This window comes from Legionella sp. PATHC032, from assembly GCF_026191185.1.
Lineage (GTDB): Bacteria > Pseudomonadota > Gammaproteobacteria > Legionellales > Legionellaceae > Legionella.
The window spans coordinates 252,848-279,153 of the sequence record NZ_JAPHOV010000001.1 but is presented as its reverse complement, the minus strand read 5'-3'; the positions used below and the strand labels follow the sequence as shown (position 1 = coordinate 279,153).

Below are 26,306 nucleotides of genomic sequence, written 5' to 3'. Positions count from 1 at the left end.
CTTTATTATTTAAAAACTTGTTATCTTATTGCTAAAAATTATATGGTTATTTGATTTTTAAATGACTTGTTAAACAATCTACGTGCCTCGGCTTGTCCGAGGCATCCAGCACCGCTTTGTGGACACCGCTGACAACAACAGTAAGTAGGAAATCGGTCATTTAAAATTCAAATGACTATAACAGCATTATTTTGCTATATATGGGGTAAATAAATGTCATTTTTTACAGAGCATAGGGAAATTATTACCAGGAATTAATTTCCCAGGTTAGCCAGATTACAATCAGCACACAAGCCTTTGATTTCTACAGTACAATTAATAACTGAAAATTGAATAGAGTTCGCCGCTTCTGTTACCGAAGTGAAATCAACAAGACATTCCAATTCTTTGACAAAATCACACTGATTGCATATAAGGAATTGGGCCTGTCCCACATGATGCCCATGCAGACAGGCAACATAGGATTTCAGGCTGTCAATGCAATGAATAAATCCCTCTTGGTGCCAAAACTGAATAGCCCTGTAGACCGTTGGCGGCTTGGGATTATCAACTTCCATAGATAATCTTTGCAATATATCATAAGCACCGAGAGGCTTTCTCTCATCGACTAATATTTTGAGGACACGCTCCCTTGGCTCTGTAAATCGATAGCCATGGTTTACACAATGTTTATAAGCCTTATCCAACAAATTATGTTTCATTAATCTTCTTTTAAACTAATAGTCAGTGCGCACTATTTTATCATAATCCCTGTTTCAAGGAAAAATGATCAAACAACAATCAATCATTATTTCATAGAAATCATTTACTGTCTAAAAATTATTTAATTTTCCTTGTTATCTAACAATTAAATGTTACAATATAACATTTTTTGAGAGAGGCAGTATGTGATTGTAACGCCTGGCTTAGGAAGAAATCTTATTAGGGACAAACAGCTGGATCTATCTTGCAGATCCATTTTCAAAATAGGCATTTGCAGAAAATTAACCTTTCTCTATAGCAACCAGATAACCCTTTTGATAGAGGAAAGCCATGCTGTATAGTAATTATCGATTCTACCTTGCAAAAGATACCCAACTTCTCAACCCGGAAGAATCCAGAGAAACAATTGAGCAGATTCTGGCTAAAACCAAAGAGTTGGAATTAATACGAGTAGCAGTCGATTTGACTGGTTCAAATAAAAGCATCAGCCTATTGAGCGCATCTAAGGAGAATCATGTCATAAAAACCAAAGTGACTCAGATTTTAAAGGAGCAAGGCCTTTCTGTAATAGACATGATGGAAATGGAAGTACTCCAGGATATTGAAAAAATGGAGCCTCGCCCTCATACACATGAGTCTAAGAATACACATCTTCATCCCATTAAAAAGCACCCAAAAAAAACAAAACATGCCCATTCTCATGGGCATGGGCACCATCATGAGCATCATCATGAAAATCATTGGATCAAAGCAGTCTTAGGTTTGATTTGGGGAGTTGGATTACTTGTTCTTTCAATTGGGACCTTTAATATTCCCCTGGTTGCCTACTATGTCATCACAGGACTTACCTCTTTGATAACGTTGTATTTGGGCCATACAGTTTATCAATCCGCTTGGCAAGCATTGAAAGAAAAAAAATGGGACACCACCACTCTATACTCAATTAGCACTCTAACCATTCTTGCTGTTTCTATTGCGAGCGTTTTTATCCCCGGTCTACCTATGATGTTTGAGGCAGCACCTTTTGTTTTAGGCTTTTGGCATTTAGGTGAAGGAATTGAACATACTCTAGTCGGTAAAATCAACAAAAAATTGGATGTCCGGGATTGTGTACAGCCATTAGTCCTGTTAAAGGGTAATCCGGAGAAGGAAATTTCAGTCAAGACATTAATTCCTAACGACATGATTATTGTTAAAAAAGGACATGTTATTCCTGTTGATGGTGTCTTAACGAAAAAAGCGCTCCTTTATACCACAAGAATTGATGGTTCGCCCAAACTCAAAGAATTTAATCCAGGCGATGTTGTAAAAGCCGGCATGCAATTGGCTGATCATATCCCTTCAGTAGAAATGCAGGTTACCAAAACTTATCAAAACTCTTATCTATCATTGATTGCCAAAAATATTAATAAAGCGAATGATGAGAAAGCGCCTATTGAAATGTTTGCAGACAAGGTATTGAAATACTTCATTCCTGGTTTGATTGCGGTAGCGCTCCTGTCAGGGATTGTCATCGGCTCATTGTTTAACCCGGCACTGGCTATTCAATGTGTTGTGTCTGTTCTAGTAAGTGCCTGCCCGTGCGCTTTGAGTTTAATTACCCCCATGGCAGTTAAAATCGGTATGAAAAAAGCATCTGAAAACGGCATCCACTTTAACAACGGTAAAGCGTTACAAGCCGCAGCCGATATTGACACCATTGTTTTTGATCTAAATGGTACTCTAACTCAAGGCAAAATGGTGGTGCAATCATTGCATATTACCGATAAAAAATATTTGCGCCCTATTGCATTACTGGAAAGTCAATCTGATCATCCGGTAGCGAAAATTATTAAATCTTACATAGAACAGCAAAACACTGTCGCAACCGAGCCATTAGAAATCACTTCCATTGACAAGAGTCATCATTCTGGCATGAAAGGTATTATTAACGGTGAGACTTTTATGATAGGGAATAAAGACATGCTTGCAGCCAATGGAATTACTTCTATCGACAAACCCTATGATAATCCTGAAAACGGTTCCGTTTATATTGTGCGTGGGACAACAGTGATAGGACAAATTGCCTTAACTGATCCATTGCGAGAAGATGCCATTGCCACAGTGAAGCAATTGAAACGTCTTGGTAAAACCGTACATATTTGCACAGGAGCAGATCAGGCTACCGCAGAAAAATATGCGGCACTATTAGGCATTCCCAAAGATAATATCTGTGCGAACACCGTAGGGGCTGTCACGAAAAAGGGTGAAGTATCCAAAACCAGTTATATTCAACAATTAAAGCAAAAAGGCTTTAAAGTGGCTATGGTTGGTGATGCCGCTAATGACGCTACGGCAATTGCCTATTCCGATATAGGCATTGCTGTTAAATCAAGTATCGGCGATTCCATCACTGAACAACATGCAGGCATTGTGGTACAACAAGGGTTATTATTCCCTATTGCGACCGCATTTGATGTAGCCAAAAAAACAAAACAAAATATTTTCCAAAACCTGTTCGTGAGCCTAAGCTATAACTCAACAATTACTCTGGTAGCAGCGGGGTTATTTGTCGCATTAGGTTTTGCGCTCAATCCTGTTCTTGGTGTTGCATTGATGGTGCTTGAATCCACTATTGTTTTAACGAATTTATATCTTTTCAAGCAACAAGAAATTGTGTCTGCAGCATCATCCAGTGCCAACCATGTAGTGGAGGTGGAGACCACTGCAAATACAACATCAAAGGTCTTGTATGCTTTAGGGCATCGCTCCCAACCTCAAGAAAATTTAACTGTTACAATAGAGCCTAAACCTGTAAGTTCGAAAGTAATTAATTTGTTTGCACCTAAGGAACATCCTTCTTCTTATAAGCCTGATGTCACTCAACAAAAATTGGGATGCGGCATCTGTTGATCAGGTAGTGCCGCAATTGCCTTGATTTTCTAATTCAAGGCAGTTGTTATAGTGGTCATCTTTTCGTTAATAACCGTTTTTTGGACTATACTCATATCAAGACAATGCAAAGTATCAAGCAACAAAATTAGGATGATCCAATGCCATGAATAACGCTTGGCATCAAACCGCCACTGGACAACGCTCCATTTTAAGTAACTTGCGATTGAGCAGAACTGTACTTAACGTCATATTTATTATTGCCCTTTCTCTGCTTTTAATCATCAATATTATTTCTTATAACCAGGTTAAAAATTTAATCTCAGCCAATAACTGGGTTTCTCATACTCATAAAGTTATCCAAACTATAGATACTTGTCTTTATGATGTAGTCGATATCGAATCTCGCCAACGGTTTTACCTGATCCGCGGGTCTGACTCTCAATTTATGGTCGATGTGGATAATATGAAATCTGTTTTAAAACTGAATTTAGACAAACTTGAGCAGTTAACCAGAAATAACCCCGAACAAAACAAGCGAACCCGTCGTTTTATTGATTTGGTTGAACAGCGATTAGGCTTGTTAAATCAACTCATCCAGTTAAAGATGAGTGACAAACTGAATACACAAGAAGGCTATGATTTACTTAATCAAAGTCAAGACTTGTCTCATCAGGTTAAAAGTCTCGGACAAGAAATCAAATCTGTTGAATTGGTACTTTTATCAGAAAGAAATACTCGTGCCCTTCGCTGGGCTGATACCAGCAGCTTCATTTTAATATCTGGAGGTATTGCAAGTATATTATTTTTAACGATAGCTTTTATTCTGGCAAATATAGAATTATCGACGCGCAGAAAAACTGAACTGCAGAATCAGAACACGCAGATTCGTTTAAAGAAAATTATAGAAAGTGCCAGTGATATGATAGCCGCTTTTGATAAAGATAAGCGATTTATCACTTTTAATGAAGCTTATCAGCGCGAGTTTAAACGTCTTTTTGATAAATCCATCAGCATCAAGATGTCTCTGGAAGAAGCGTTCGCTGATATCCCTGAAAATAAAAAAGAATTGGTGCAATCCTGGAAAGAGTCTCTGCAAAAGGATGAAGAAACTAAAAATATCGAATTGAATACGGAACACGAAAAAACTATTTATGAAATGACCTCCAGACTCATTCAAAATGGTGACAATGAAATTAAAGGAGTAGTGCACAGCGTTCGCAATATTACCAAACGGGTACAAGAACATACCGAATTACAGGAATCATATGAAAAACTGGCTAATGGAATGAAAGAACTGCAAGAGAAAAATGAACAAATTACCCTACTGGTTGAAATGAGTGACATTATGTTGGCCTGCGGTTCCCAGGAAGAACTAAGCGAGGTGATGACTAAATACTCCCAACGACTGCTGCAATTTTCAAGCGGGTATCTGTTTATCATGCATCCTTCCAAAAACTATTTGGAAAAAGCAGCCAGTTGGGGTAATCCTCACCCGCACGATCTGACCTTTACCCCAGAGCAATGTTGGGCTATCCGGCTTGGTAGAATTCATTATATAGGTTCATCCCGCACCGAGTTGATGTGCAGTCATATGACGTTTGTCGAGCAACCAGAATTGTCACTGCTTTGTGTACCATTAATGGCTCAAAATGACATTTACGGTTTGTTATACCTTGAAGTTGACCCAAAGTTTGATAAAAACCAACGCTTACTAATAACAGCATTCGCTGAGCTTACTGCCTTGGCTTTAGCAAATGTTCGCCTGAGAGAGAATTTACGATATCAATCCATCCGTGATCCACTCACTGGATTATACAACCGCCGTTATCTGGAAGATTTTCTATTCAAACAATTACACCAAGCTGAACGGACAAAAGCCTCATTTGCCATTTTAATGCTGGATTTGGATCATTTTAAAAAGATCAACGACACTTTTGGTCATGACGCAGGAGATCTTGTATTAAAAGAGATAGGGCAAATTTTAAATAGTGATATTCGCCTGGGTGATATTGCAGCTCGATATGGTGGAGAAGAATTTGTCCTGCTACTCTACGACCTTGATGCTCAGGCTGCTAAAATGAAAGCCGAAAATTTGCGTTCAGCCATTTCCAATTTACAAGTTAAATACGGAGCACAACCTGTTGGTCAGATAACGGTTTCAATCGGAATATCCATCTATCCCGACGATGCCAAATCACCTGCTGAACTTATTGAAGCGGCTGATAAGGCTTTATACCATGCCAAAAACAAAGGCAGGAATAAGGTGCTTTTATTCTCCGAAGCAAGCTATTGATTTAAATTATCAACAGCCCATCGATTTTCTATTTTTCTGATTGCACAAAATGATTATTTGATGGGGTTTTTTAGGAAAAAACACTAGACATCAAACTCCACGCCCAATGATTTTTAATAGCACACCAACCGGCAATCATATATAATGCGCCCAACAAACATAAATATTTCTATTCATGCTCTATCAAGGAATTATCTCGAATGTTTAGCAAAGCCCTAATCACTGCAACTTATAAAAATGGAAAACCCGGCCAACTTACAGAAGAACATGAAAAAGCGGAGTATCACCGCTTTAAAACAGAATATCTGTTTAAAAATGCAAAGATCCCTAAAGATTTATACGCCTCACGCTTGATTCAGCATTTTTTGATTATTAAAGCCATAGAAACAAAATTACAAAATTTATCAAAAATAGAACAGTCTGAAATCAGCGCATTTTTTGCTTTATCCTATCTTGAGCATTTATGGCGCACCCCTGGTATAGAAAGTGATTTACGGCAACTAAGCGTTAATCCTGATGAAATTAGTAAGGATGAGATAACAAAAACAACCGAAAATTACCTTGAAAAAATAGGCAAATTTACACCAAAAATCCTTCTCGCTCATTTTTTATTACATGTTGCCGGGTTTATGCATGGCGGGAATATTATTCGCTCGAAATATATTGAACCGAGCAATCGTTTGACCACTTACCAAATAGCGTCAGATCAATATGATTTTTCTTCCGCCATCTCCTTTTCATCATCAGGAAAGCATTCACCCCTCGCTCTTTATCAGGATATGATGAAACAAATCGATAGCATTGTTCTAACTGGTGATGAGTACCAAGAGATTCTTGAGCAATGCAAAGACATTTATGAAACTATGACCAATATCTACGATGACTTATGTGATATGCACACTCATCACCTGAAACTCCCCACATACTCGCTTGCGGCTATCAGCGTCAGTCTGGTTGCACTTGGATTAATTTTAAAACTACTGATGGATTGCTTAAATCCAATGACGAATCCTATGTCAAACGCTCCTCGTTAAGGTCCATCGGACAGATAACGTTGTTTTGGTAAACAAATGGAACAATAACAGATGTTAAAACGGGATATTTCAACCCTGAATATATTAGTTGCGTCAGCTGGTGGAATGATTGGTTCAGGTTGGTTATTCAGTCCATTTATCAGCGCCCAAATGGCAGGTAGTAATTCTCTGATAAGCTGGGTTATTGCTGCAATATTTATGTTGTTTATTGCCTTGCCGCTTTGTGAGCTGGGAACGATGTTTCCAGTTTCAGGAGGTATGTCTAATTATCCTACTTACACACATGGTCGAGAAGTGGGTTTTTTGTTCGCATGGACATCCTGGTTATCTTATGTCGTTATGACACCTATTGAAATACAGGCAATTTTGCAATATTCAAGCCATTTTTTTCCAATATTAATCGATAATCATACCGAATCACTCAAGCTTTCCAATTATGGTTACCTTGCCGCAATCGGGATTATGCTCTTTGTAGTTATTTTGAATTCTTATGGGATTAAGTTTTTAGCTGAATGCAACAAGTATGCCAGCATTATTAAATTTGTTTTACCGAGTATCGCTATTATTTCGCTGTTAAAACAATCACCATCTCTTGCTAATGTTAATATTAATCTGTCAAGCAAAGAGCATTGGGTAGAGATATTTACCGCTCTTTCTGCAGGCGGTGTAGCTTTTGCTTTTACAGGGTTTCAAAATGGTTTAATCCTGGCAGGAGAAGTGAAAAATCCACAACGAAATATTCCTATTGCTATACTTGGAGCAGTATTGGTTGGCTTTATTCTTTATTTTATGTTGCAGTTCAGTTTTATAGTGGCTGTACCAGAAAAATATTTGGCCCAAGGTTGGCATGCATTGAGTTATCCCGGTGATGAAGGTCCATTGGTTGGGTTAACTCTTTTGTTAGGACTTGGCATTATTGCTACCCTGTTATTGTTTGACGCCGCTTTTTCTCCTTTTGGCACGACTTTAGTTTATACCGCAGCTACATCTCGTATTTTGTATGGCATGGCATTAAACCAACACTTGCCTAAGTTTTTTTTAAAGGTCAACCGCCACAACATACCTTACGTAACGCTTTATGCAAATCTTTTGGTTGGTTCTTTTGCATTCTTACCCTTTCCAGGATGGCAAAAACTAGTAGCATTCCTCTCATCAGCAAGCATTTTATCGTACGGAATTGGCCCGATTTGTCTCTTGGCCATGCGTAAAATGCACCCCCATATGGATAGACCTTTCAAGCTCGCAAATAGTGTTTTCTTGTCACATATCGCCTTTTATATATGTAATCTCATGCTGTACTGGTGTGGTTTTTCTATTATTTGGAAGCTAAACGCAGCATTGCTTTTGGGACTTGGTATTTACTTTTTTTACCATCGCCATATTTCTTTGAGAAATGGCTCATCTCTGGCATGGTTTATCATGTACATGGGATCATTTTCTATTATTTCTTATTTAGGATCTTTTGGTGGCATTGGTTTATTGAAATTCCCCTTCGATTTAATCTGCTTCTTGCCTTATAGCATTTTAATGCTTTACATGTCTCAAATTTTAGTGATGTCCCATCATGAAAATGAAATGATGGGCAATGTTACAGAATTGCCAGTATAAAACTCTTGGGGCAGTAAAGCGATAAAATAAAAGCACTTACTCATTGCTCTTATCTATTTTGTTGTGAAATGTACAGGACTTACGATAAACCCCAAGGTCGAGGCAAAAAATGTTTTTAATGAGGGAGATTTGATAAACTAAATGACCGAATTAAAAACATTTTTTAACAAAGAGATTGGGGGTTTATCGTAAGTGCTGATGTAATGATCTCTTATGGACAAAATAAATCAAGGGTAACTTGCCTGCTTCCTGCCAAGATACCCTTAGTTTCATATTGAGTTTCGAAATTTTTTACGATAAAGCGATTTATCAGAATACGAGCCGTCTAAGTTCTGCTTCCTGTAATTGAACTGCCAAAGCCTCATCAGACTCTAAACCAGTTTGCGCTTTACCAAAAACATGAACATTCCTTTTATTCTGAGCATGCGGAAAGAAACCGTAAGGTGATAAAGTATCAAACAGTGTTTCAAAGTGTTGGTTGTAACGTTTTGCTCTATCTGATTCAGTTTGGGTTCTGAAAGTCCTATCAACAATTTGCTCTTCTTTTAAAGAAACAGCTCTACCAGATACGGTTTCATAACCAAAAGCTCCCTTACGGGGTACACTGTATTGTCTGGGTCCATGGAGAGATTCTATTTGGGTTGTCCAGTGTGTATTGTAATGATTAATTAGGTTTACTGTAGGATGGCCAGGAATAGGCTTGCCATTCGGTTGGCCAACAACGTTGAGGTTTATTTTAAGTAGTTCGGCAATTTCTTTCAAATCATCATGTGTTGCCCATCTTCCCCGCTCTTTAATTTTTTCAAGGCTCTTTAAAATAATTGAATTTGAATTGATTGCATTGCCTGATAGAACATCGTTTAGCAAGACTTCCTTAACAAACGCATTTTCTATTTTCTGTGCCTGATGAAAAGGTTGATTCCTGAGGATTGGTCTCAGCATTCTGGCGATATCCTGAGCTGTTTGAACAATTTCCGGGGAGAGGGCTAGTTCATTGAATTGGCTTATCATTTCCAGAGAACCCCTTCGATACAAATAAAGTTGTACCAATTCCATGAATTTGCAATAAGCATTTGATCCTTCGATTTTGGTTTGATCTTTACTTCGCCCTTCTTCGATTATTCTCTTGACCAAATCTTCTTTATTCACAATCACGGCAATATTTCGTAGAGACATCTGCAATAGAAATAATAATTCACTTTTATAAGTGTAAGGTGAATCATGCAGTTTTTTTAAATCGACATTAAGGATATCTTGCATTCGTATGCCATAAATACCTTCCACTTGTTTCCATCGATCATAAGTTTTACTTTTCCCGTGAAGTTTGTATTCATTTTGTATGATGTTTATTAAACCAACAGCAAGAGCATAAAATCCACAATCCCCGCCACCAGGATTATCTATTGAATATGACATCTGTATACTCCCTTTTAGGATTAATGATTTAATGTTTCAGTCAAGCATTATAAAATATGAACATTAAGTAAACATTATGTAACATATGCCAAGGGGGAGTGCAAGTTGTTATCAATTATATTTTGCCCCGTCTGTGGGTAAACAAGATATTTATCACCTACGTCTCAAATTGATATCCATTATTATTGCGTGGAAGAAAAAAATCTCGCTAAAGCCTTAGCCTCTTGTAAATTGACTTCCGCGTTAATCCAATTTAACTTGACTTGCGCTGTTGTTTGTTCACGTTGATTCACTAAAAAAAGCGTACTATCGCCTTCATAAAATCTTTTGGTTTCACCTCTTTCTACTTGCCGCGCAAGGTTTAACTCTTTATTAAGCAAAACCACTTGCTGCTGATATATTTTTATTGCAACGAGGAGATTAGACAGCTCATTATTTAACTGTTCATAGGTAAATTTCATTTCTGTTCTTACTTGCTGTAGTTCGCTCGTGGTGCTGATAAGCTTACCTCTCGCTTCGCGTTGAAAAATAGGAAATTTAAAATTCACACCGATCATAGCAGCCTGTGGGATCAATAAAGGATAACCACCTGTTCCATATTGCTTGAAGGTATAGGCTGTTGCATCAAGATTAGGAAGAAGTTCATTTCTTGCTAAATTTTGTTTTAATTTAATAATTTTTGAATAATTCTCCAATTTACGCAAAACAGGATGCCGTTGTAACTGTGAAATACTATTGGATACTTGAATTGATTGCTTAGGAAATGATGCCGGTAATTGACTTTCTTCCGGTTTTTGCGGTTTGCCATTTGCGTCACGATAGTAAAGTGAAAGATTGATGCCAGCTTGTGCCAATAACATTTCTCCTTGATTGACCAGTTGTTCACGTTGAACGATAAGTTGTAAGTTTTCTGCAATGGCAAGTTTAGGCAGATCACCTTGTTGAGCTTGTTGAATAATCGCATTTTGTCGCTCTTTAGCTAAATTTAACAGGTGCCTGAAAGTTCTTAACTGGAAACCCGCCTCAACCCATTGCCAATAGGCTTTAATGGTTTCCTGATAAATTTTAATTTTTGTGGCGGCAGCATCTTGCTGTTTCATGCGAATCGTTTCTTCTCTCGTAAAAAGCTCAGTACGCTCTTTATCAATTCGCCTGTCTCTCAGCAACGGTAAAGAAAGGCCCGCACGATACTCACCACCAGAGTTGGTCAAATAGTTTTGGTAGTAAATTGGCCAATCGCCTCTGCCAATACGATAGCCTCCAAACAATTTAAGCCCATTATAGAGGGTTGGCACATTAAAAACATTATCCGCATAATTATTAATGTACCCCCCGACCGGCTGGAAGCGGGGATTCACATCGAAAGAGGGGTCAAATTTTCCTAATGCATTGACATAATCGCCTTCAGCCTTTCTAATTTCAAGACGCGCTATTACTATCTGAGGGTAACTTCGATCAACACTTTTGAGTACAGCATCAAGCAGCAAAGGTTTGCTTGGTTTTGGAAAACAGCTGAATGACAGCATCAAGAACAAACATAAGACAATCAATCTGTTTTTGCCTGTAGAAAAAAAAATCATGATGCTTTATTCTCGCGATCACTTTCCGGGGGAAAACCATTATACTGACGCCAAAGCTCATACCATAAAGGCACCTGACCTAACTGAACCCACCCATGAACCCGCACTCCCTGCCTTAAAAAACGCGTACCAGGCCAGGGTTCATTAGGAACGATAACGACCCGAAATAAGCCAAACCCATTATCTGTAGGATCAATAAAGGATACTGTCCCCCCAAATGTTCCCACTGCAATTTCTGGCCATCCGCGAAATTGAATAGCAGGCCATCCTTCAAATTGCAAACGAGCTTTTTGATTAAGACGCACGAAAGGAATATCGTTCCCATCAATCCATAGCTCGACAGCACGGGACTCCGTTTCAGGCAGGATTTGAGCCAATACATCACCGGCGTTCACAACGACACTTTCTTGTCCAGTCAAACGCCTAAAAATAATACCGGCGACATGGGCTTTAATGATTTGTGTTTTTTGACGAGCGATTCGAACATCGACATTCACTTTGTCAATATTCGCCTGCGCAAGTTCATTTTGGTATTTTGCATATTCAATTTGTGCCAACTCATATTGCCTTCTCGAATTAATTCCCTGTTCATACAATTTCTTTTGTCTGTCAACATTGGCTTTCCCAGCAACAATAGCTTGTTTGGCTGCTTCTATACGAAGCAAAATTGCTTTTTTCTCGACTTCAAGACGAGACAAAAGTTCCGGATCATTATCGGTAATATCGACGATTGGATCCCCTGGATTGACACGCATGCCTTCGTCGACATACCACTTTTTTATTCTTCCGCTAATTGGTGAATTAACTGTGTGTTGTCTCTCAGTTGGTGAAAATGCGATGACTTTTCCGTTACCTAATGCAAACTGTTGCCACGGAGTAAAACTCAAGAAAAGAATAATGGCAACAAAAACAATGAAAATTATTTTCCCTATTTTTTGAGGCTTAGGCAGTTTACTTATCATTGTATAAGCGTGCAGTTTCATGAGGGAATCACCAGACGGTTGTTTAAATGAGTAAAATCCGAATGCTGGCTCACGACCACGAGCAGTGTATTTTTTAACGTCAATAACAGCCCCATCATCTCATTGATTTCTTGACGGTTAAAGAGATCAAAAGCACGATCAATAACGATTAATTCTGGCTGAGATAGAATAGCCCTGACCAACATCAATTTGGTAATTTCAACTGAAGTAAATACATCCTGCCATTCATAAAGAATGGTGTTTAGGCCTTCCGGTAATTGTATCACTTTATCAGCAAGCCCAACATTTTTTAATTGTTCAATAATGACTTTGTTAGACATATTGCGATGATTGAGTACTAAATTGTCATAAATGCTTCCCGTAAACCACTGAGGCTCTGCAATCAATAAACTGAAACGGCGAAGAGAAATGAGGTTTCTCTTCGCGCAAGGAATCCCATTAATAAGTACATGAAGTGAAACAGGATCTTGAAATCCAAATATTTGCTCAACAAAAAATTGGCATAAATCTGATTTTTCCGAAAATACTAATAATGGATTATCAACAGTTATCAATGCCTTATTCTTGCTATCCATCTCTAACTGGATGCTATTAATTGGAGTCAATAACTCACTATGCTCATCCTCTTTCACCTGTTCAAGCGACAAATTAAGCACTGCATCGATTTTATTTTCAGAGGCGACCAAGTCATAATAATTTTCTAAAAGTACACCAAAGCGTTTAAATGAGTAAATAAGAGCGCCTAAAACGATTTCTGCCGCAACCAACTGCCCCAGGCTTAGCTGATTATTAATAACAAGATAGCCCCCCAAACCCAACAAAAGGCTGCTGGCCAAAGCAGACAACGTGTAAAAACCAATTTGATGTTTGATAAGCTGTTTAAAATGGGTATTTCTTGCTTTTAAGAAAGCAACCAGTTTTTTATCCGTTTGTTGGGCCACATAGCGGTGATATAAATTAAAACGGAACAGATACCGGTTAATCAAAATTTCCTCTAACCAGGCACCTACGACGTGTTTTTCAGAGCATTCTTTTTTGGCGCTGCCTAATGCTTTTTTGTAAGGGATGAAAATGATCAGTAGAATGCCAAGAATGATAAAAACATCAAACAAAAGAAAAAGAGGGTGATAAATTAGAATCAGCAATAATCCAAAAAAAAGTTGTAAGCCCAAATTAATGCCGTATAACAATAAACTCGCCAGTGATTTTTTGATAGTGACGATTTCAAAAAAGCGATTGACCAATTCCGGTCCATGGTGTGTTGAAAAATTGTCTAGCGATAAATGAGTGAAATGTCGTGTCAGATGTAGGCTGATTTTAACCATCAGTTTTTGCTGAATCACCTCAATAATGACAATTTGCCATATATGGAGGGCTCCTAAAGCCATCATCAAAATCAATACCATGAAACTTAAAGTAATGACCGGCTGCATTAACTTGCCAAACGCGATTAAATTCACAAGCGTTTGCGCAGCAATAGGGATGCTCAATGACAATAAGCTAATAAAAACACTAATCATCATGATAGATAAGATTGTTTGACGATCTAATACATCAAGAATTGAATTAATTGGTTTTGTACTCATTCCCTAAATATCCCTTTTACCCTTGCTCGTTGTTTGCATTATTAATGTTTTAGTTTTTGCAAGATAAAAAATTTCAGCGATTCAATCGCTTTATTGCTTTCGCTCCTTTTTAACAAAGACACATGGACATCATTCAATACAGGGAGAATATCGTAATCAAGCCGTTCCAGATAGTTGGGAATCATGCTACGTTGAATAGCAGTAATCCCTAAACCAGCGCGGACAGCAGCCATTTTGCCCGCATAACTCGCACTACTATAAACCAGTCGCCAATCAATATGTTTTTTATCCAGAGCATCAATCACATTACCTCGGTAAACACAAGGTGTTGGTGAAAGCACTAATGGGATTGGCCCTGGTTTGTCTAAAAGAGGTAATAATTCCTTTTTTCCTATCCACTCAACAGGTTCTGTGCAAACGTGGATACACTCGGTACCTATCTGTTGTTGAGTGGTTTTAATGAGAATTAAGTCAAATTTACCTTCATTAAAACGCTCAATGAGATTTAGAGTTAAATCACATTCCACATTCAATAGCACACGGGGATGCAATCTTGAAAATTCAACAAGTACATCTGATAAAATAATACTGGCAAAATCCTCTGGTAATCCAAAACGGATTTCACCTTGTAACTCAGGCGCTTTAAAACGATCCAGAGACTCTCGATGCAACTCATAAATTCGTTTGGCGTAGCCTAAGAATATTTCACCATCCGTAGTCAGAGAAAGTTCCCGTCCACGATTAATCAAAGGTTTCTCAATCAGATTTTCCAATTTGGCAATTTGCTGACTGATAGCCGACTGGGTGCGTCCAACCCGCTGTGCTGCCTTGGTAAAACTTTGTGTTTCAGCCACTGCGAGAAAGCATTGTAAGGTTATTGTATCAATTGACATAAGTTTTTCTAATAATTCGAATCAATATTTTTAATTTTACTTATATTAACATATCTAATATATTTCCACAATAAGAACAGAATTTCTAATGGAGAACCAATGTGGAACAACTTTTAAATGGGCTATCGATTTCCCTCATCCTATCACCCTTGTTGGCAATATTCCTCTACCTTTTATTAGGAAAGAAAAGGAATACCCTCGCAACATACTACGGTACCTCTGCTATAGGTATTGGCTTTCTTTTCAGTCTTTTAGCATTAATCGTCTCTTCAGGTACTGTCAACCAAAAGGGCTATTTTTTATTTCATGTTAGCACGTTGAGCCTCTTACTGACCACATTGATATTATTCATCAGTTTCATTATTCACCGTTTTTCCATACGATACATGCATGGAGATAAATCCTACCGACGTTATTTTTTCAATCTTTCAGCCATAACATCAACTACTGTGGTAATGGCTTTGGCAGACAATTTTTTATTGTTCTGGCTTGCTTGGTCAGTAAGCAACCTACTCTTAATAAACCTCATGATTCATAAATCACAATGGAAAGCAGCCTACAATTCAGGAATACTGACTTTAAAAACGCTACTACCAGGAAGCCTGTTTCTTCTCACAGCATTTGGGATACTTTTTGCCTCAAACAATACACTGTCGATTGAAACAATAACCAGCGAAGTGAGCAACAAATCATCGCCATCTATTACCGTTGCGCTAGGATTTATTATCTTAACAGCGATGGCACAATCTGCCATCTGGCCTTTTCATCGCTGGCTGATGAGTTCATTAAACTCTCCTACACCAGTATCTGCCCTCATGCATGCAGGATTAGTAAACGGAGGGGGCTTTCTGATTGTTAAATTTGCTCCTTTGTTTGTTGTGCAAACAAATCTATTAGCTATTTTATTCATCTTCGGTGCACTGACTGCTCTGTTAGGCACCCTCTGGAAACTATTGCAGTGGAATATCAAAAGCATGCTTGCCAGTTCAACTATGGCACAAATGGGCTTCATGATGATGCAATGCGGACTTGGACTTTTCCCTGCTGCTATCGCCCATCTATGCTGGCATGGCTTGTTTAAATCCTATCTTTTCCTCAATTCAGGCTCAGCCCTTCAACAGAAAAAATATCAAAATAAATCACATCCTGAAAAGTTGACAACCTTATTGATTTCATTTGTAGGGGGGCTTGCAGGAATGTATGGCTTTGCCTTCATCACTGGAAAACCGATTTTATCGCTGCAAGCCTCTACCTTTCTTTTAAGTTTCGCATTCATCACTGGTACACAACTAACTCTTGGCTTGATTGCAGGTGAAAAGCGTTTCAAAAAGGTAATGTTAACCTTAGCTCTGGTTTTCTCAATTGGAATTTTTTATGGGGGAAGTGTCCATCTTATCGAGTCACTCTTGCCTAATCTAATGGGATTACCTCAATACCAATTAACTAGCTTACAAGGCTTAACTCTGATTGTCTTCTTTTCCCTTTGGATTGTATTCAGCCTAGGATTATTCAAAAAAATCAGGGAGACCAGACTTTGGGATTGGTTTTACATACAAATGTTTAATGCGAGTACCCCTCATCCCAAAACCATTACCGCAAATCGACATACTTATTACTATTAAGAAAAGGAGCCAACATGAACCACATCACGCTAGTAAAAACCGAGATTAACAATGAAAATCAAGCGGCCCAATTTAACCACAAAGTCGATAATGATGTCATGATTATCCGGGCCATGGTAAATAATGTTGCAAAACAAATTACACCTGTATGGCCTCTGGAAAAATTTATTGCCTGCAATTCCTTGCATGGTTTTGAATCCATGACCTTTGAAGAAGCCGTCCTGCTAAACCAAACAGCGAAAAAGGATACTCCATTTAATGAAAACCTGGAAAGAGTCAATTGGCACATGATCAAATGGTGTGGAAGCTTTCTGGACATTGGACAAGGTACGATTGAAATGCCTCATCGTGATAAAGGTTTATATTTTGGTTTTTTAAAGCTAGCCCCTTTTGACAGTGCACTGCATCAAAACAATAAATCAACAAAGAACTGGTTATCTAACCTGCCAGAAAAACCTGAGCAATCTATCCGCCTTTGCCTTGACAAACTTGGTGTATTAAACCAAAAACAAGAGGAGTTTCTCCAAACAACATTGTCTCACTTACCTGGATGGGCTGGATATATTAAATGGATAAGCGAATGGAAAAACCGAAATAGCAAGAATGAAAACCCTGTAAGCCTTGTCGATTTTCTTGCGGTGAGGCTAGTCATCACCTGCGTATTATGGCCAGAAGCAAGCCAGGAAGAAAAAAAAAAGAAAAAAGATAGTGCAGATACTAAACAACTTATTCAAAATATAAAGAATAAAGAAGATGATTACAGGCAATTGCTTTTAAAAAAGCTTTTGCCTGAGTTAAACAAAGTTCATATAAAAGAAAATAGAGCTAATGCCCAGATGGTTTTTTGTATTGATGTACGTTCAGAACCGTTTCGGCGTTGTATAGAAAAACTGGGGCACTACGAGACGTTGGGATTTGCAGGATTCTTCGGTTTACCTGTAAGCATCAGGGATTATGACGGTGAAACAATAAAAGACTCCTGCCCCGTACTATTAAACCCACGGTTTAATATCTATGAAAAAGCAATTGCTGCAAATGAACATTGCATAGAGCATCATGAGAAAGGTAAAGAATTTAAAAATATTTTGAACAGGGTCTATCAGCAATTAAAGTATAATTTTTCAACCCCATTTGCCTTGGTAGAATCATTAGGAATTTGGTGTGGGATTACCATGCTCCTAAAATCATGTATTCCACTTTTCGCCAGGCGCATTAACAAAGACTTAAACGAAATGATATGTCCATCCATTCAAACACAGCCCGTTTTTGAATTGGATTTATTAGACAAAGAGGCAGGGATCTCACTTCAAGAACAAATTGCCTATGCTGAAATGGCATTGAGACTCATGGGACTGACTGAAAATTTTGCTAAATTTGTTATTTTCTGTGGTCATGGCAGCTCTACTCAAAATAATCCTTATGCTTCAGCTCTGGATTGTGGCGCTTGTGGAGGCAATCAAGGTGGAAAAAATGCGCAATTACTAGCGTCTATCCTCAATAAAATAACAGTGAGAAGGGCTCTAGCAGAAAATGGAATCAATATTCCTCAAGATACTGTGTTTTATGGCGCACAACATGACACGACGACGGATGAAGTTGAAATTTATCATTCAAATGTCAGTCAATTTATTCACCAAGATATCCTGGACCAGCTTAAAACTGACCTAAAAATAGCTAAACACAATAACAACTTAGAACGAATTAACTATTTAAATTCTATAGGCTACGCAGAGAAAGACATTGCGCGAAGAAGCACAGATTGGTCGGAAACAAGACCTGAATGGGGACTTGCTCGCAATGCGGCTTTTATTGTAGCACCTCGCCAACTGACAAAAAACATTAATCTGGAAGGGCGTTGTTTCTTACACTCTTATGACTGGTCCCAGGACAAGGACGGTGCTTTGCTTGAAACAATTTTGACTGCGCCTATGGTGGTTGCCCAATGGATTAATACTCAATACCTGTTTTCAACAATCGACAACGTCGCATATGGAAGTGGCAGTAAAATCACTCATAATGTCGCTGGAAAAATTGGAGTGATGCAAGGCAATGCCAGTGATTTAATGCATGGATTGCCACTACAATCTGTCATGAGCCATGATGACAAATCCTTTCATGAGCCACAACGCCTATTAACTATAGTGTATGCTCCTCGCGAAATCATCAGTGGATTAGTTGAAAAACACGATATCTTAAAAACCTTGTTTTTTAATGAATGGGTTCATTTGGTAGCGATTGATCCACGAAATCACTTGTTTTACCAGTTAGAGAAAACCAATACATGGACTTTAATTCAATAACAGGAGCTCCCTAATGAATATAATTCAAGTGTCCGAGAAAAAAGACATGAATATCACCTTACATCCGATGAAAAAGATCGAAGTAATCGTTTCGGGCGAAAATGAAAATATGGTCGCTACCATGATGGAGAAGGCAAATATTTCAGGTTTTACTTTATTGAGAAATGTCTCTGGAAAAGGACATCATGGGTTTCATGAAGGTAAAATATTGTTTAACGACAAAGCTTCATTCGTCATGTTTATTGCCGTAGCGCCTGAGGAAGCCATTGCTAATATTGCACTTGGTATGAAAACTCTATTCCAAAAAAACTCTGGCGTCATGTTTGTTTCTGATGTTTCTGTTGCTAGAGTCGATTATTTTTCTTAGTATTAAGGTTTGGAGGTAACACTTTATGCGCTATCAAAATCAGCATGTTTTATTGGCCTCAAAACATAAAAAAGAAAAAGCGATTCAGCCGCCTTTTGAGGAGAAATTAGGTTGCCGTATCCATGTTCCTGCCGATTATGATACTGATCAGTTCGGCACCTTCACCGGAGAAATACCAAGAAAAGCCTCAGCCTATGATACATTAATTCAAAAAGCCAAAGCCGCAGCCCAACAATTTGGGTACCGTTATGTTATATCCAGTGAAGGGAGTTTTGGACCACATCCCCAGCTTTATTTTTGTCCTGCGGATACTGAATTGATGGCCTTTGTTGATTTGGAGAATGATTTAATTATTGCAGAGCACGAATTATCTACAGAAACAAATTATAGTCATATTGATATTAGTACCCAAGATGACTATGAAGCATTTCTCAACAAAGCAAAATTTCCAAGTCACGGTATTATTGTTCGGGCCTTAAATAGTGAAGAAAATTATATTCAAAAAGGAATATGTGAGCTTAGGCAACTTAAAACAGCCATTAAAAAAGCGTTTACATGCAGTACGACTATCCGCCTTGAAACCGATATGCGAGCCATGATGAATCCACTTCGGATGAATACAATTAATAAACTTGCTGTAAAACTGGTTCGTCGCATTCAGCAACATTGCCCTCAATGCCATACTCCGGGGTTTGGAAAAATCTCGGCAGAAGGTCATTTAGCTTGCATTTCTTGTGGAACACCAACAGAACTTTACCACAAAAAAGTTTTAAATTGTCTAAAATGTGAATTTAAGACTTATCAAGCGCGAGACGATGGACTAGAATTTGCTGACCAAAGGTATTGTCCTTATTGTAATCCTTAACTGTTTGCGAGAATCAATTCCATGGTATGTTATAAACTTTCAACAAGGGAGGCAGGCTATGAAACCCATGTTAATAGGTCTTATTATGGGTTCTCAAAGTGATTGGCAAACATTGATGCATGCGGCTCAAACACTGGATATTTTAGAAATTGGTTATGAGACGGAAATTGTCTCTGCTCATAGAACACCCGACAAACTTTTCCAGTATGCGGAACAGGCTGAGGCAAGAGGTTTGGAAGTGATTATTGCTGGTGCAGGAGGAGCGGCTCATCTCCCTGGCATGGTAGCCGCCAAAACATCATTGCCTGTTTTAGGTGTTCCCGTCATGTCACAGACTTTGAATGGAATCGATTCCTTGTTATCTATTGTACAAATGCCAGCAGGTATACCTGTAGGCACTTTATCGATAGGCAAAGCAGGGGCTATCAACTCCGCGCTGTTTGCTGCTGCAATTCTTGCTAATAAATACCCCGATATTCGAGCTGCCTTAAAACGCTATCGAGAACAACAAACACAAAAAGTGCTCAATAATCCAAACCCTAAAGAGGAAAAATCATGAAGCTTGGTATTCTAGGTGGCGGCCAACTTGCAAGAATGTTGGCATTAGCAGCATATCCTTTAGGGATTAAGGCTGTCTGCCTGGATCCCAGCCCTGATGCTTGTGCTGGTCAACTCACCAAGCTGATAGTCTCTGATTTTAATGATGAATTGGCTTTAAAACAATTTTTGTCAGAAGTGGATTGCGTCACAATAGAAACCGAAAATATACCATTTTCTTGTGCCGAATTCATTGCCCAAATAAAGCCTTTTTATCCATCAACCCAAGCTTTGAAAATTACTCAAGACAGATTATATGAAAAAAATTTTTTCAGGTCTCTGAATATTCCTACTCCAGAATTTTTACCAGTTGAATCTGAAGGTGAGTTGATGCAGGCTATTACGGACATAGGAATGCCTGCCGTGTTAAAAACAAGAAGGTTTGGCTATGATGGCAAAGGACAGTATGTTTTACGAGCCCAATCAGATATATCAAAAAGCTGGAACATGTTAGGCAGTCAGCCTCTCATTCTTGAAGAGTTAATTTCCTTTGAAAGTGAATTTTCGCTAATTGCTGTTCGCAATAAGAGTGGTGAAACAAGCTTCTACCCATTGATTAAAAATCACCACAGAAAGGGCATTTTACATTTCTCAGAAGCCCCTGTTCATCACGATACTTTACAACAGGAAGCACAAGGTCATGCTATCAAAATTTTAGAAGCCCTGAATTATGTCGGTGTGCTTACCATTGAGTTTTTTTATCGAGGCAATCAATTGATAGCTAATGAGATAGCACCACGCGTTCATAATTCTGGCCACTGGACTATCGAGGGAGCGCATACCAGCCAATTTGAAAATCATCTGCGCTCTCTTTTTGATTTGCCCTTGGGAAGTACTGAAGTGCCAGGCTCTTGTTTTTTATTAAATTGCATTGGTAATCTGCTGCCATTGGAACCCTGTTTATCCATTCCGGGAGTTCATTATCACACTTATGGAAAAACACCCCGACCAGATCGCAAGGTAGGTCATGTTACCCTTGTGGATACTCACTGGAACCGTTACGCAAAAAGTAAAGACACGCTCCTTCAAATTTCATCAGCAGCGGAGAGTGAAAAACCAAGCGACGACAGTCGATAATTGCTGGATATTGTTCGAAATTTGAAAATCTGAGCTTTGTATTCTGTTGCCTACTGCTCATCCAAATTATCCTGCTTATTATCGGTTGTCACCATAGACTCAGGATCAATAGAGCTTCCAGGAATTTTTCGGCTTTCGCTAGCCCATTCGCCTAAATCGATTAGCTTGCATCGTTCAGAACAAAAAGGTCTGAACTGGTTATCAGGACGCCAGGTATTTTTTTTGTCACATATGGGGCATTTAATTTTTTGCTGGTTGTTCATTACGGTTTTGCTAATTTATATTGTTAAGATATCAAGTATGGCTACACCACCAATGATTTTCAATATATCTGCCTTATGATCAATAAGAAAATAGAGCTCTTGCAGTTCCTAATCTAAAACTAATTATCAACATGCACTTCGCGGACCAAAGCCAACCAAGCTTTCGCCGCCTCAGAGAGATAAGAGTTTCTACGCCAGGTCATGGCAATATTCCATTGGAACTCACTTCCATTAAGTAGAAGAGAGCGTATTTGTGGAGTATGCCTTTGAGTGGCAATCATCCGTGGCAAAAAAGTAACCCCAAGACCTGCTGCAACAAGCTCCAACATAAAATCAATCTGACTACTTTGAGCCACTACCTTGGGTTCGAAACCAGCGTGACGGCACGCATCCAATATAATCCGATGTAACGCGAAGCCACTGCCAAAAAGGATGAAAGGTATTTCCTTAAGTTCTGGTAGAGAAATGCAATGTTTGGTTGCTAATGGATGTTCAGAGGCCAGGAGCGCAACCAATGGTTCAGAGCGTACTAATTGGCAATCAAATTCTTCGGAAATGGGTAATAAGGTTCCAGCAAAATCTATCTCTCCTGCACGCAAACACTCTGCCAGCTTATCGCTGCCATGTTCAACAAGCTCTACTTCAATGCCTGGATAACGTTGTCTGTATAGAACAAAAAGAGGAGCAAATAAAGTACTGCTACCCACGGGAGAAATACCCAAACGTAGTCGACCTTGTTTCAAACCTCGGATTTCATCTAATTCTTTAAGAAGATCATCTCGATCAGCCAGCAGTTTGGTTCCTCGTTGATAAACAATTTCGCCCGCTGTGGTTGGTACATTACGCTTTTTAAGCCGCTCAATCAGCGTGATACCTAACTCCTCTTCAAGCTGTTTTATGGCTTTACTCACGGTAGACTGGGTCGCAAAGAGATTTTCAGCCGCTTTGGAAAAACTACCCTGCCGTACAACCTCTATAAAAGTCTGAAGCAGTTTAAATTCCATAATTATTCCATATTGGAAAGGTTATTAGTCTATAAATTCATTTTATTCATCTTAATTAAAAGTGTAAACTTAATTGAAAAAATAATACTCATCATGACTACATATATGGCAAAAAAAATTCAGCAAAATTCATTTTTTCAAATAATCTTGGTCGGCTTATTTTGGTTGGCTAGCGAGCTACTGCTCAAACTGGTCAAGCTTCCTTTGTCCGGAGGAATCCTTGGATTGGGAATTGTTTTACTGCTTTTAGCAACGAATTGCTTAAAATTAAATCGTATAAGACGGGGGGCTGAATTACTCCTTGCCAATATGTTACTTTTTTTTATCCCAGGTGTACTTGCAATACTAGAACATCAAGAATTTATCGGCCTTTTAGGTCTTAAAATTCTCTTCATTATTCTGCTCAGTACAATCATGGTGATGCTAGTCACTGCTCTTGTTGTTGATTATTGCTATCGTTGGAGAACGCATCATGCCAAACAGCATTCTCTCTGAATCCATAATACAGACATTTTTCTGGTCGCTCATCACAATAGGCATGTATTTTATTACCCAGAAACTATATAGAAGGTGGCCCTTTTGGTGGTTAATGCCACTTGCTTTAACACCAATACTGGTTGCCAGCATAATTCTTTTACTGCATGTAAACTACCAGGACTATTTCCGCGGAACAAAATGGCTAGTATTGTTAATTGGTCCTGCAACTGTAGCCTTTGCCATTCCCATTTATGAAAAACGTGCCCTCATTCGCCAGCATTGGCCAGTACTTTTAATTGGCGTGATTGTAGGAAGTTTCACTGCCATAGTATCCAGTTGGGGATTGGCAATCCTTCTTGGTCTTGATGATAATTTACGTTTAAGTCTGCTCCCTCGCTCTATCAGCACACCGTTTGCGATAGAAATCTCACGCGGAATTGGTGCGACACCTGATTTGACTGCGATTTTTGTTGTTGTTACAGGAATATTGGGAGCTATTCTCGGCGAGTTCATGCTGTCACGCCTGCCTTTTCATTCGGCTCTTGCCAGAGGCGCACTTTTAGGGGTTGGAGCCCATGCGGCAGGAACCGCTCAGGCTCATAAAATAGGAAATACAGAAGGCGCAATTGCCAGTTTGGCTATGATCTTAGTGGGTCTCTTCAATATATTTCTTCTCCCTTTGGTCAGTTATCTTTTGATATAAATAATTAACAAAGAAAAATACTCGTCTAAATTTGCCTAGAAGCACTTTCGGAAGGAAATGCAAGGGAACTTGCTTTAGTTAAGAAAAATCCATAAACATGTTATTTTATGTTTTTTTATTAATAGAAGAAAAGTATGACTGTTGCTCTTGTGTGGTTTCGTCAAGATTTAAGGTTGACTGATAATCCCGCCTTTATCGAAGCATGTTCTCATCATGAGATTGTAATCCCTCTTTATGTTTATGATGAGAAATGCAGTGTTTTAGGACAAGCCCAAGCCTGGTGGCTCCACCATAGCCTAATTGCTTTAGGCAAATTGTTAAACCAACAGGGTTTAAGCCTTGTTCTTCGCAAAGGAAATCCCCTAGACATTATTCTAGAATTAGTCACCCAGTATGGTGTGAAATCAGTCTATTGGAATCGCTGCTACGACCCACAAATCATTGCGCGCGATAAAATAATTAAGGCGGCTTTAGTTGACAAAGGAGTTAAGGTTCAGAGTTTCAATGGGAGTTTGCTTCATGAACCATGGACAATTAAAAATAAAAATGGGGATTTTTTTAAGGTTTTTACTCCTTACTGGAAACAATGTCGACAAATTCTTGATATCCCCTCACCCGTTATGCTTATTAAACGCCCCAGGGGAGTCGAAATTGCAAACGATGACATTCAAGAATGGAAGTTATTGCCAAACATAAATTGGGCAGCACGATTTTCCGAATTTTGGACTCCTGGAGAAGAGGGCGCACAAAGAAAATTGGATGAGTTTATTGTTCATCACCTTAACGGATATAAAAGGAATCGCGATTTTCCAGCAAAAAATGCGACCTCACGTTTGTCTCCTCATTTGCACTTTGGTGAAATAAGCCCCTGGGCTATTTTAAGAGCGCTGGAGTTGGCTAAACTGGAACATACCTGTGATCTGGCGTCCGTAGAGCATTTTTTATCAGAGCTGGGGTGGAGAGAATTTTCGGTCTATCTGCTCTATCACTTCCCCAAGCTGGATTGTGAGAATTTCAGAAAGGAATTTGATGCATTCCCCTGGCAAAATGATGCGCAATTATTAACCCGTTGGCAAAAGGGAATAACCGGGTATCCTATCATTGATGCTGGAATGAGAGAATTATGGGCCACCGGATACATGCACAACCGCGTTCGCATGATTGTCGCATCATTTCTTACCAAAGATTTACTGATTGATTGGCGTTCAGGCGCACAGTGGTTTTTAGACACCCTAGTCGATGCGGATCTAGCGAATAACAGCGCGAGCTGGCAATGGGTAGCCGGATGTGGTGCAGATGCAGCGCCTTATTTCCGTATTTTCAATCCTGTATTACAAAGCCAAAAATTTGACCCAGATGGCGTTTACATACGTCAATGGGTCCCTGAACTTGCCCACTTAAGTAGTCAGTTAATTCATCAACCCTGGGCAGATGCTGACACCAATTCCATTATTTTAAGAAAAAAATATCCCAAACCCATCATTGATCACCAGGAAGCGAGAGCGAAAGCATTGAGTTATTATCAGCAATTAAAAAAGGGAATGGATTTACAAGAGATTAACTAAAATTTGAGGAGATCCTATTGAACAAAAAAAGTTGGATGGAACTGATCGCTTGGATAATTACCTTTGAAGCAATTGGATTTTTTTTAGGAATGCTGACGCAAGCGAATATTCCCTCTTGGTATTTAGGGCTCAATAAATCCAATTTAACTCCCCCTGGACCAGTATTTTCAATAGTATGGTCAATTTTATATGCTCTTCTTGCAATAACTGGTTGGGTTTTATGGCGCTCTCGAAATGAGTCTGAGATGCGATCCGTATTTTATTTATATTCATTACAAATGCTGATGAATTGGGCATGGACCCCACTTTTTTTTGTACTGCATTGGACTGGGCTTAGCTTTTTATGGATTCTTGTGATGACGAGCCTCACTGGGCTTCTGATTTTTAGCCTAACAAATAAGAAAAAAAGCATCGCTATATTGTTACTCCCCTATCTCGTTTGGCTTCTTTTTGCAGCCTATCTCAATGGCATGATATGGCTTCTCAATTAACTGTTC

The 26,306-nt window shown here is 38.8% G+C and carries 22 protein-coding genes; 14 read left to right on the top strand and 8 right to left on the bottom strand.

The window, feature by feature from the left end; translation table 11 throughout:
* Positions 1 to 254: 254 nt before the first annotated feature.
* The gene (locus OQJ02_RS01205; protein WP_265717528.1) at positions 255 to 701 is read right to left on the bottom strand and encodes a Fur family transcriptional regulator; all 447 of its coding nucleotides are present in this window, start codon (positions 699 to 701) and stop codon (positions 255 to 257) included.
* A gap of 331 nt (positions 702 to 1,032) precedes the next feature.
* On the opposite strand from OQJ02_RS01205, the gene OQJ02_RS01200 reads away from it, so the two are divergent.
* The 4 genes from OQJ02_RS01200 to OQJ02_RS01185 all read left to right on the top strand — a co-directional run bounded on the left by OQJ02_RS01200 (position 1,033) and on the right by OQJ02_RS01185 (position 8,511).
* Positions 1,033 to 3,594 carry a heavy metal translocating P-type ATPase gene (locus OQJ02_RS01200; protein WP_265717527.1) on the top strand — a complete coding sequence of 854 codons (2,562 nt, stop codon included), beginning with the start codon at positions 1,033 to 1,035 and terminating at the stop codon, positions 3,592 to 3,594.
* Positions 3,595 to 3,739: 145 nt separating this feature from the next.
* Positions 3,740 to 5,869: a diguanylate cyclase gene (locus OQJ02_RS01195; RefSeq protein WP_265717526.1), complete on the top strand. Its 2,130-nt coding sequence runs from the start codon at positions 3,740 to 3,742 to the stop codon at positions 5,867 to 5,869.
* A gap of 200 nt (positions 5,870 to 6,069) precedes the next feature.
* Positions 6,070 to 6,903 carry a biliverdin-producing heme oxygenase gene (locus tag OQJ02_RS01190; protein WP_265717525.1) on the top strand — a complete coding sequence of 278 codons (834 nt, stop codon included), beginning with the start codon at positions 6,070 to 6,072 and terminating at the stop codon, positions 6,901 to 6,903.
* A 51-nt stretch (positions 6,904 to 6,954) separates the two neighbouring features.
* Entirely contained in the window at positions 6,955 to 8,511 is a 1,557-nt protein-coding gene (locus tag OQJ02_RS01185) for an APC family permease (protein WP_265717524.1), read from the top strand.
* 309 nt (positions 8,512 to 8,820) lie between these two features.
* On the opposite strand, the gene OQJ02_RS01180 is transcribed toward OQJ02_RS01185, so the two are convergent.
* The 5 genes from OQJ02_RS01180 to OQJ02_RS01160 form a co-directional block, all read right to left on the bottom strand.
* Complete coding sequence (locus OQJ02_RS01180; protein ID WP_265717523.1) at positions 8,821 to 9,927, bottom strand: type IV secretion protein Dot; 1,107 nt, start codon at positions 9,925 to 9,927, stop codon at positions 8,821 to 8,823.
* 182 nt (positions 9,928 to 10,109) lie between these two features.
* Positions 10,110 to 11,507, bottom strand: a complete 1,398-nt coding sequence (locus tag OQJ02_RS01175; protein WP_265717522.1) for a TolC family protein — start codon at positions 11,505 to 11,507, stop codon at positions 10,110 to 10,112.
* Entirely contained in the window at positions 11,504 to 12,490 is a 987-nt protein-coding gene (locus OQJ02_RS01170) for an efflux RND transporter periplasmic adaptor subunit (RefSeq protein WP_265717521.1), read from the bottom strand. The genes OQJ02_RS01175 and OQJ02_RS01170 overlap by 4 nt, the downstream gene beginning before the upstream one ends.
* Entirely contained in the window at positions 12,487 to 14,076 is a 1,590-nt protein-coding gene (locus tag OQJ02_RS01165) for an ABC transporter transmembrane domain-containing protein (protein ID WP_265717520.1), read from the bottom strand. The genes OQJ02_RS01170 and OQJ02_RS01165 overlap by 4 nt, the downstream gene beginning before the upstream one ends.
* A 41-nt stretch (positions 14,077 to 14,117) precedes the next feature.
* Complete coding sequence (locus tag OQJ02_RS01160; RefSeq protein ID WP_265717519.1) at positions 14,118 to 14,969, bottom strand: LysR substrate-binding domain-containing protein; 852 nt, start codon at positions 14,967 to 14,969, stop codon at positions 14,118 to 14,120.
* A gap of 101 nt (positions 14,970 to 15,070) precedes the next feature.
* Between OQJ02_RS01160 and OQJ02_RS01155 the strand changes: the two genes are divergently transcribed.
* Genes OQJ02_RS01155 through OQJ02_RS01130 form a run of 6 tightly spaced genes read left to right on the top strand, consistent with a single transcriptional unit; the run spans position 15,071 to position 21,797 of the window.
* Positions 15,071 to 16,591: a proton-conducting transporter membrane subunit gene (locus OQJ02_RS01155; protein WP_265717518.1), complete on the top strand. Its 1,521-nt coding sequence runs from the start codon at positions 15,071 to 15,073 to the stop codon at positions 16,589 to 16,591.
* 14 nt (positions 16,592 to 16,605) lie between these two features.
* Complete coding sequence (locus tag OQJ02_RS01150; RefSeq protein WP_265717517.1) at positions 16,606 to 18,891, top strand: DUF2309 domain-containing protein; 2,286 nt, start codon at positions 16,606 to 16,608, stop codon at positions 18,889 to 18,891.
* 13 nt (positions 18,892 to 18,904) lie between these two features.
* Positions 18,905 to 19,258 (top strand): DUF190 domain-containing protein, encoded by a 354-nt coding sequence (locus tag OQJ02_RS01145; RefSeq protein WP_027227945.1) that lies wholly within the window; start codon positions 18,905 to 18,907, stop codon positions 19,256 to 19,258.
* Positions 19,259 to 19,283: 25 nt separating this feature from the next.
* Positions 19,284 to 20,123 carry a DUF6671 family protein gene (locus OQJ02_RS01140; protein WP_265717516.1) on the top strand — a complete coding sequence of 280 codons (840 nt, stop codon included), beginning with the start codon at positions 19,284 to 19,286 and terminating at the stop codon, positions 20,121 to 20,123.
* Positions 20,124 to 20,181: 58 nt separating this feature from the next.
* On the top strand, positions 20,182 to 20,682 hold the full coding sequence (gene purE, locus OQJ02_RS01135) for a 5-(carboxyamino)imidazole ribonucleotide mutase (protein WP_265717515.1): 501 nt from the start codon (positions 20,182 to 20,184) through the stop codon (positions 20,680 to 20,682).
* Positions 20,679 to 21,797: a 5-(carboxyamino)imidazole ribonucleotide synthase gene (locus tag OQJ02_RS01130; protein WP_265717514.1), complete on the top strand. Its 1,119-nt coding sequence runs from the start codon at positions 20,679 to 20,681 to the stop codon at positions 21,795 to 21,797. The genes purE and OQJ02_RS01130 overlap by 4 nt, the downstream gene beginning before the upstream one ends.
* Positions 21,798 to 21,847: 50 nt before the next feature.
* On the opposite strand, the gene yacG is transcribed toward OQJ02_RS01130, so the two are convergent.
* Both yacG and OQJ02_RS01120 read right to left on the bottom strand, forming a co-directional pair.
* A complete protein-coding gene (yacG, locus tag OQJ02_RS01125; RefSeq protein WP_265717513.1) occupies positions 21,848 to 22,060 on the bottom strand; it encodes a DNA gyrase inhibitor YacG in 213 nt (70 codons plus the stop codon).
* A gap of 119 nt (positions 22,061 to 22,179) precedes the next feature.
* Positions 22,180 to 23,064, bottom strand: a complete 885-nt coding sequence (locus OQJ02_RS01120; protein ID WP_265717512.1) for a LysR family transcriptional regulator — start codon at positions 23,062 to 23,064, stop codon at positions 22,180 to 22,182.
* Between the two features lie 105 nt (positions 23,065 to 23,169).
* Between OQJ02_RS01120 and OQJ02_RS01115 the strand changes: the two genes are divergently transcribed.
* The 4 genes from OQJ02_RS01115 (at position 23,170) to OQJ02_RS01100 (ending at position 26,300) form a co-directional block, all read left to right on the top strand.
* Positions 23,170 to 23,559 carry a CidA/LrgA family protein gene (locus tag OQJ02_RS01115; RefSeq protein WP_265717511.1) on the top strand — a complete coding sequence of 130 codons (390 nt, stop codon included), beginning with the start codon at positions 23,170 to 23,172 and terminating at the stop codon, positions 23,557 to 23,559.
* Entirely contained in the window at positions 23,537 to 24,244 is a 708-nt protein-coding gene (locus OQJ02_RS01110; protein WP_265717510.1) for an LrgB family protein, read from the top strand. The genes OQJ02_RS01115 and OQJ02_RS01110 overlap by 23 nt, the downstream gene beginning before the upstream one ends.
* Before the next feature lie 134 nt (positions 24,245 to 24,378).
* Positions 24,379 to 25,809 (top strand): cryptochrome/photolyase family protein, encoded by a 1,431-nt coding sequence (locus OQJ02_RS01105; RefSeq protein WP_265717509.1) that lies wholly within the window; start codon positions 24,379 to 24,381, stop codon positions 25,807 to 25,809.
* Between the two features lie 17 nt (positions 25,810 to 25,826).
* Positions 25,827 to 26,300 (top strand): TspO/MBR family protein, encoded by a 474-nt coding sequence (locus OQJ02_RS01100; protein ID WP_265717508.1) that lies wholly within the window; start codon positions 25,827 to 25,829, stop codon positions 26,298 to 26,300.
* Positions 26,301 to 26,306 lie beyond the last annotated feature (6 nt).

Bases quoted from the DNA above. Each gene is read 5' to 3' on its own strand.
- OQJ02_RS01205 (WP_265717528.1), bottom strand. From the start codon at position 701: ATGAAACATAATTTGTTGGATAAGGCTTATAAACATTGTGTAAACCAT.
- yacG (WP_265717513.1), bottom strand. From the start codon at position 22,060: ATGAACAACCAGCAAAAAATTAAATGCCCCATATGTGACAAAAAAAAT.
- OQJ02_RS01170 (WP_265717521.1), bottom strand. From the start codon at position 12,490: ATGAAACTGCACGCTTATACAATGATAAGTAAACTGCCTAAGCCTCAA.
- OQJ02_RS01115 (WP_265717511.1), top strand. From the start codon at position 23,170: ATGGCAAAAAAAATTCAGCAAAATTCATTTTTTCAAATAATCTTGGTC.
- OQJ02_RS01165 (WP_265717520.1), bottom strand. From the start codon at position 14,076: ATGAGTACAAAACCAATTAATTCAATTCTTGATGTATTAGATCGTCAA.
- OQJ02_RS01185 (WP_265717524.1), top strand. From the start codon at position 6,955: ATGTTAAAACGGGATATTTCAACCCTGAATATATTAGTTGCGTCAGCT.
- OQJ02_RS01105 (WP_265717509.1), top strand. From the start codon at position 24,379: ATGACTGTTGCTCTTGTGTGGTTTCGTCAAGATTTAAGGTTGACTGAT.
- OQJ02_RS01160 (WP_265717519.1), bottom strand. From the start codon at position 14,969: ATGTCAATTGATACAATAACCTTACAATGCTTTCTCGCAGTGGCTGAA.
- OQJ02_RS01120 (WP_265717512.1), bottom strand. From the start codon at position 23,064: ATGGAATTTAAACTGCTTCAGACTTTTATAGAGGTTGTACGGCAGGGT.
- OQJ02_RS01150 (WP_265717517.1), top strand. From the start codon at position 16,606: ATGAACCACATCACGCTAGTAAAAACCGAGATTAACAATGAAAATCAA.
- OQJ02_RS01130 (WP_265717514.1), top strand. From the start codon at position 20,679: ATGAAGCTTGGTATTCTAGGTGGCGGCCAACTTGCAAGAATGTTGGCA.
- OQJ02_RS01110 (WP_265717510.1), top strand. From the start codon at position 23,537: ATGCCAAACAGCATTCTCTCTGAATCCATAATACAGACATTTTTCTGG.
- OQJ02_RS01175 (WP_265717522.1), bottom strand. From the start codon at position 11,507: ATGATTTTTTTTTCTACAGGCAAAAACAGATTGATTGTCTTATGTTTG.
- OQJ02_RS01190 (WP_265717525.1), top strand. From the start codon at position 6,070: ATGTTTAGCAAAGCCCTAATCACTGCAACTTATAAAAATGGAAAACCC.
- OQJ02_RS01180 (WP_265717523.1), bottom strand. From the start codon at position 9,927: ATGTCATATTCAATAGATAATCCTGGTGGCGGGGATTGTGGATTTTAT.
- OQJ02_RS01200 (WP_265717527.1), top strand. From the start codon at position 1,033: ATGCTGTATAGTAATTATCGATTCTACCTTGCAAAAGATACCCAACTT.
- purE (WP_265717515.1), top strand. From the start codon at position 20,182: ATGAAACCCATGTTAATAGGTCTTATTATGGGTTCTCAAAGTGATTGG.
- OQJ02_RS01145 (WP_027227945.1), top strand. From the start codon at position 18,905: ATGAATATAATTCAAGTGTCCGAGAAAAAAGACATGAATATCACCTTA.
- OQJ02_RS01195 (WP_265717526.1), top strand. From the start codon at position 3,740: ATGAATAACGCTTGGCATCAAACCGCCACTGGACAACGCTCCATTTTA.
- OQJ02_RS01140 (WP_265717516.1), top strand. From the start codon at position 19,284: ATGCGCTATCAAAATCAGCATGTTTTATTGGCCTCAAAACATAAAAAA.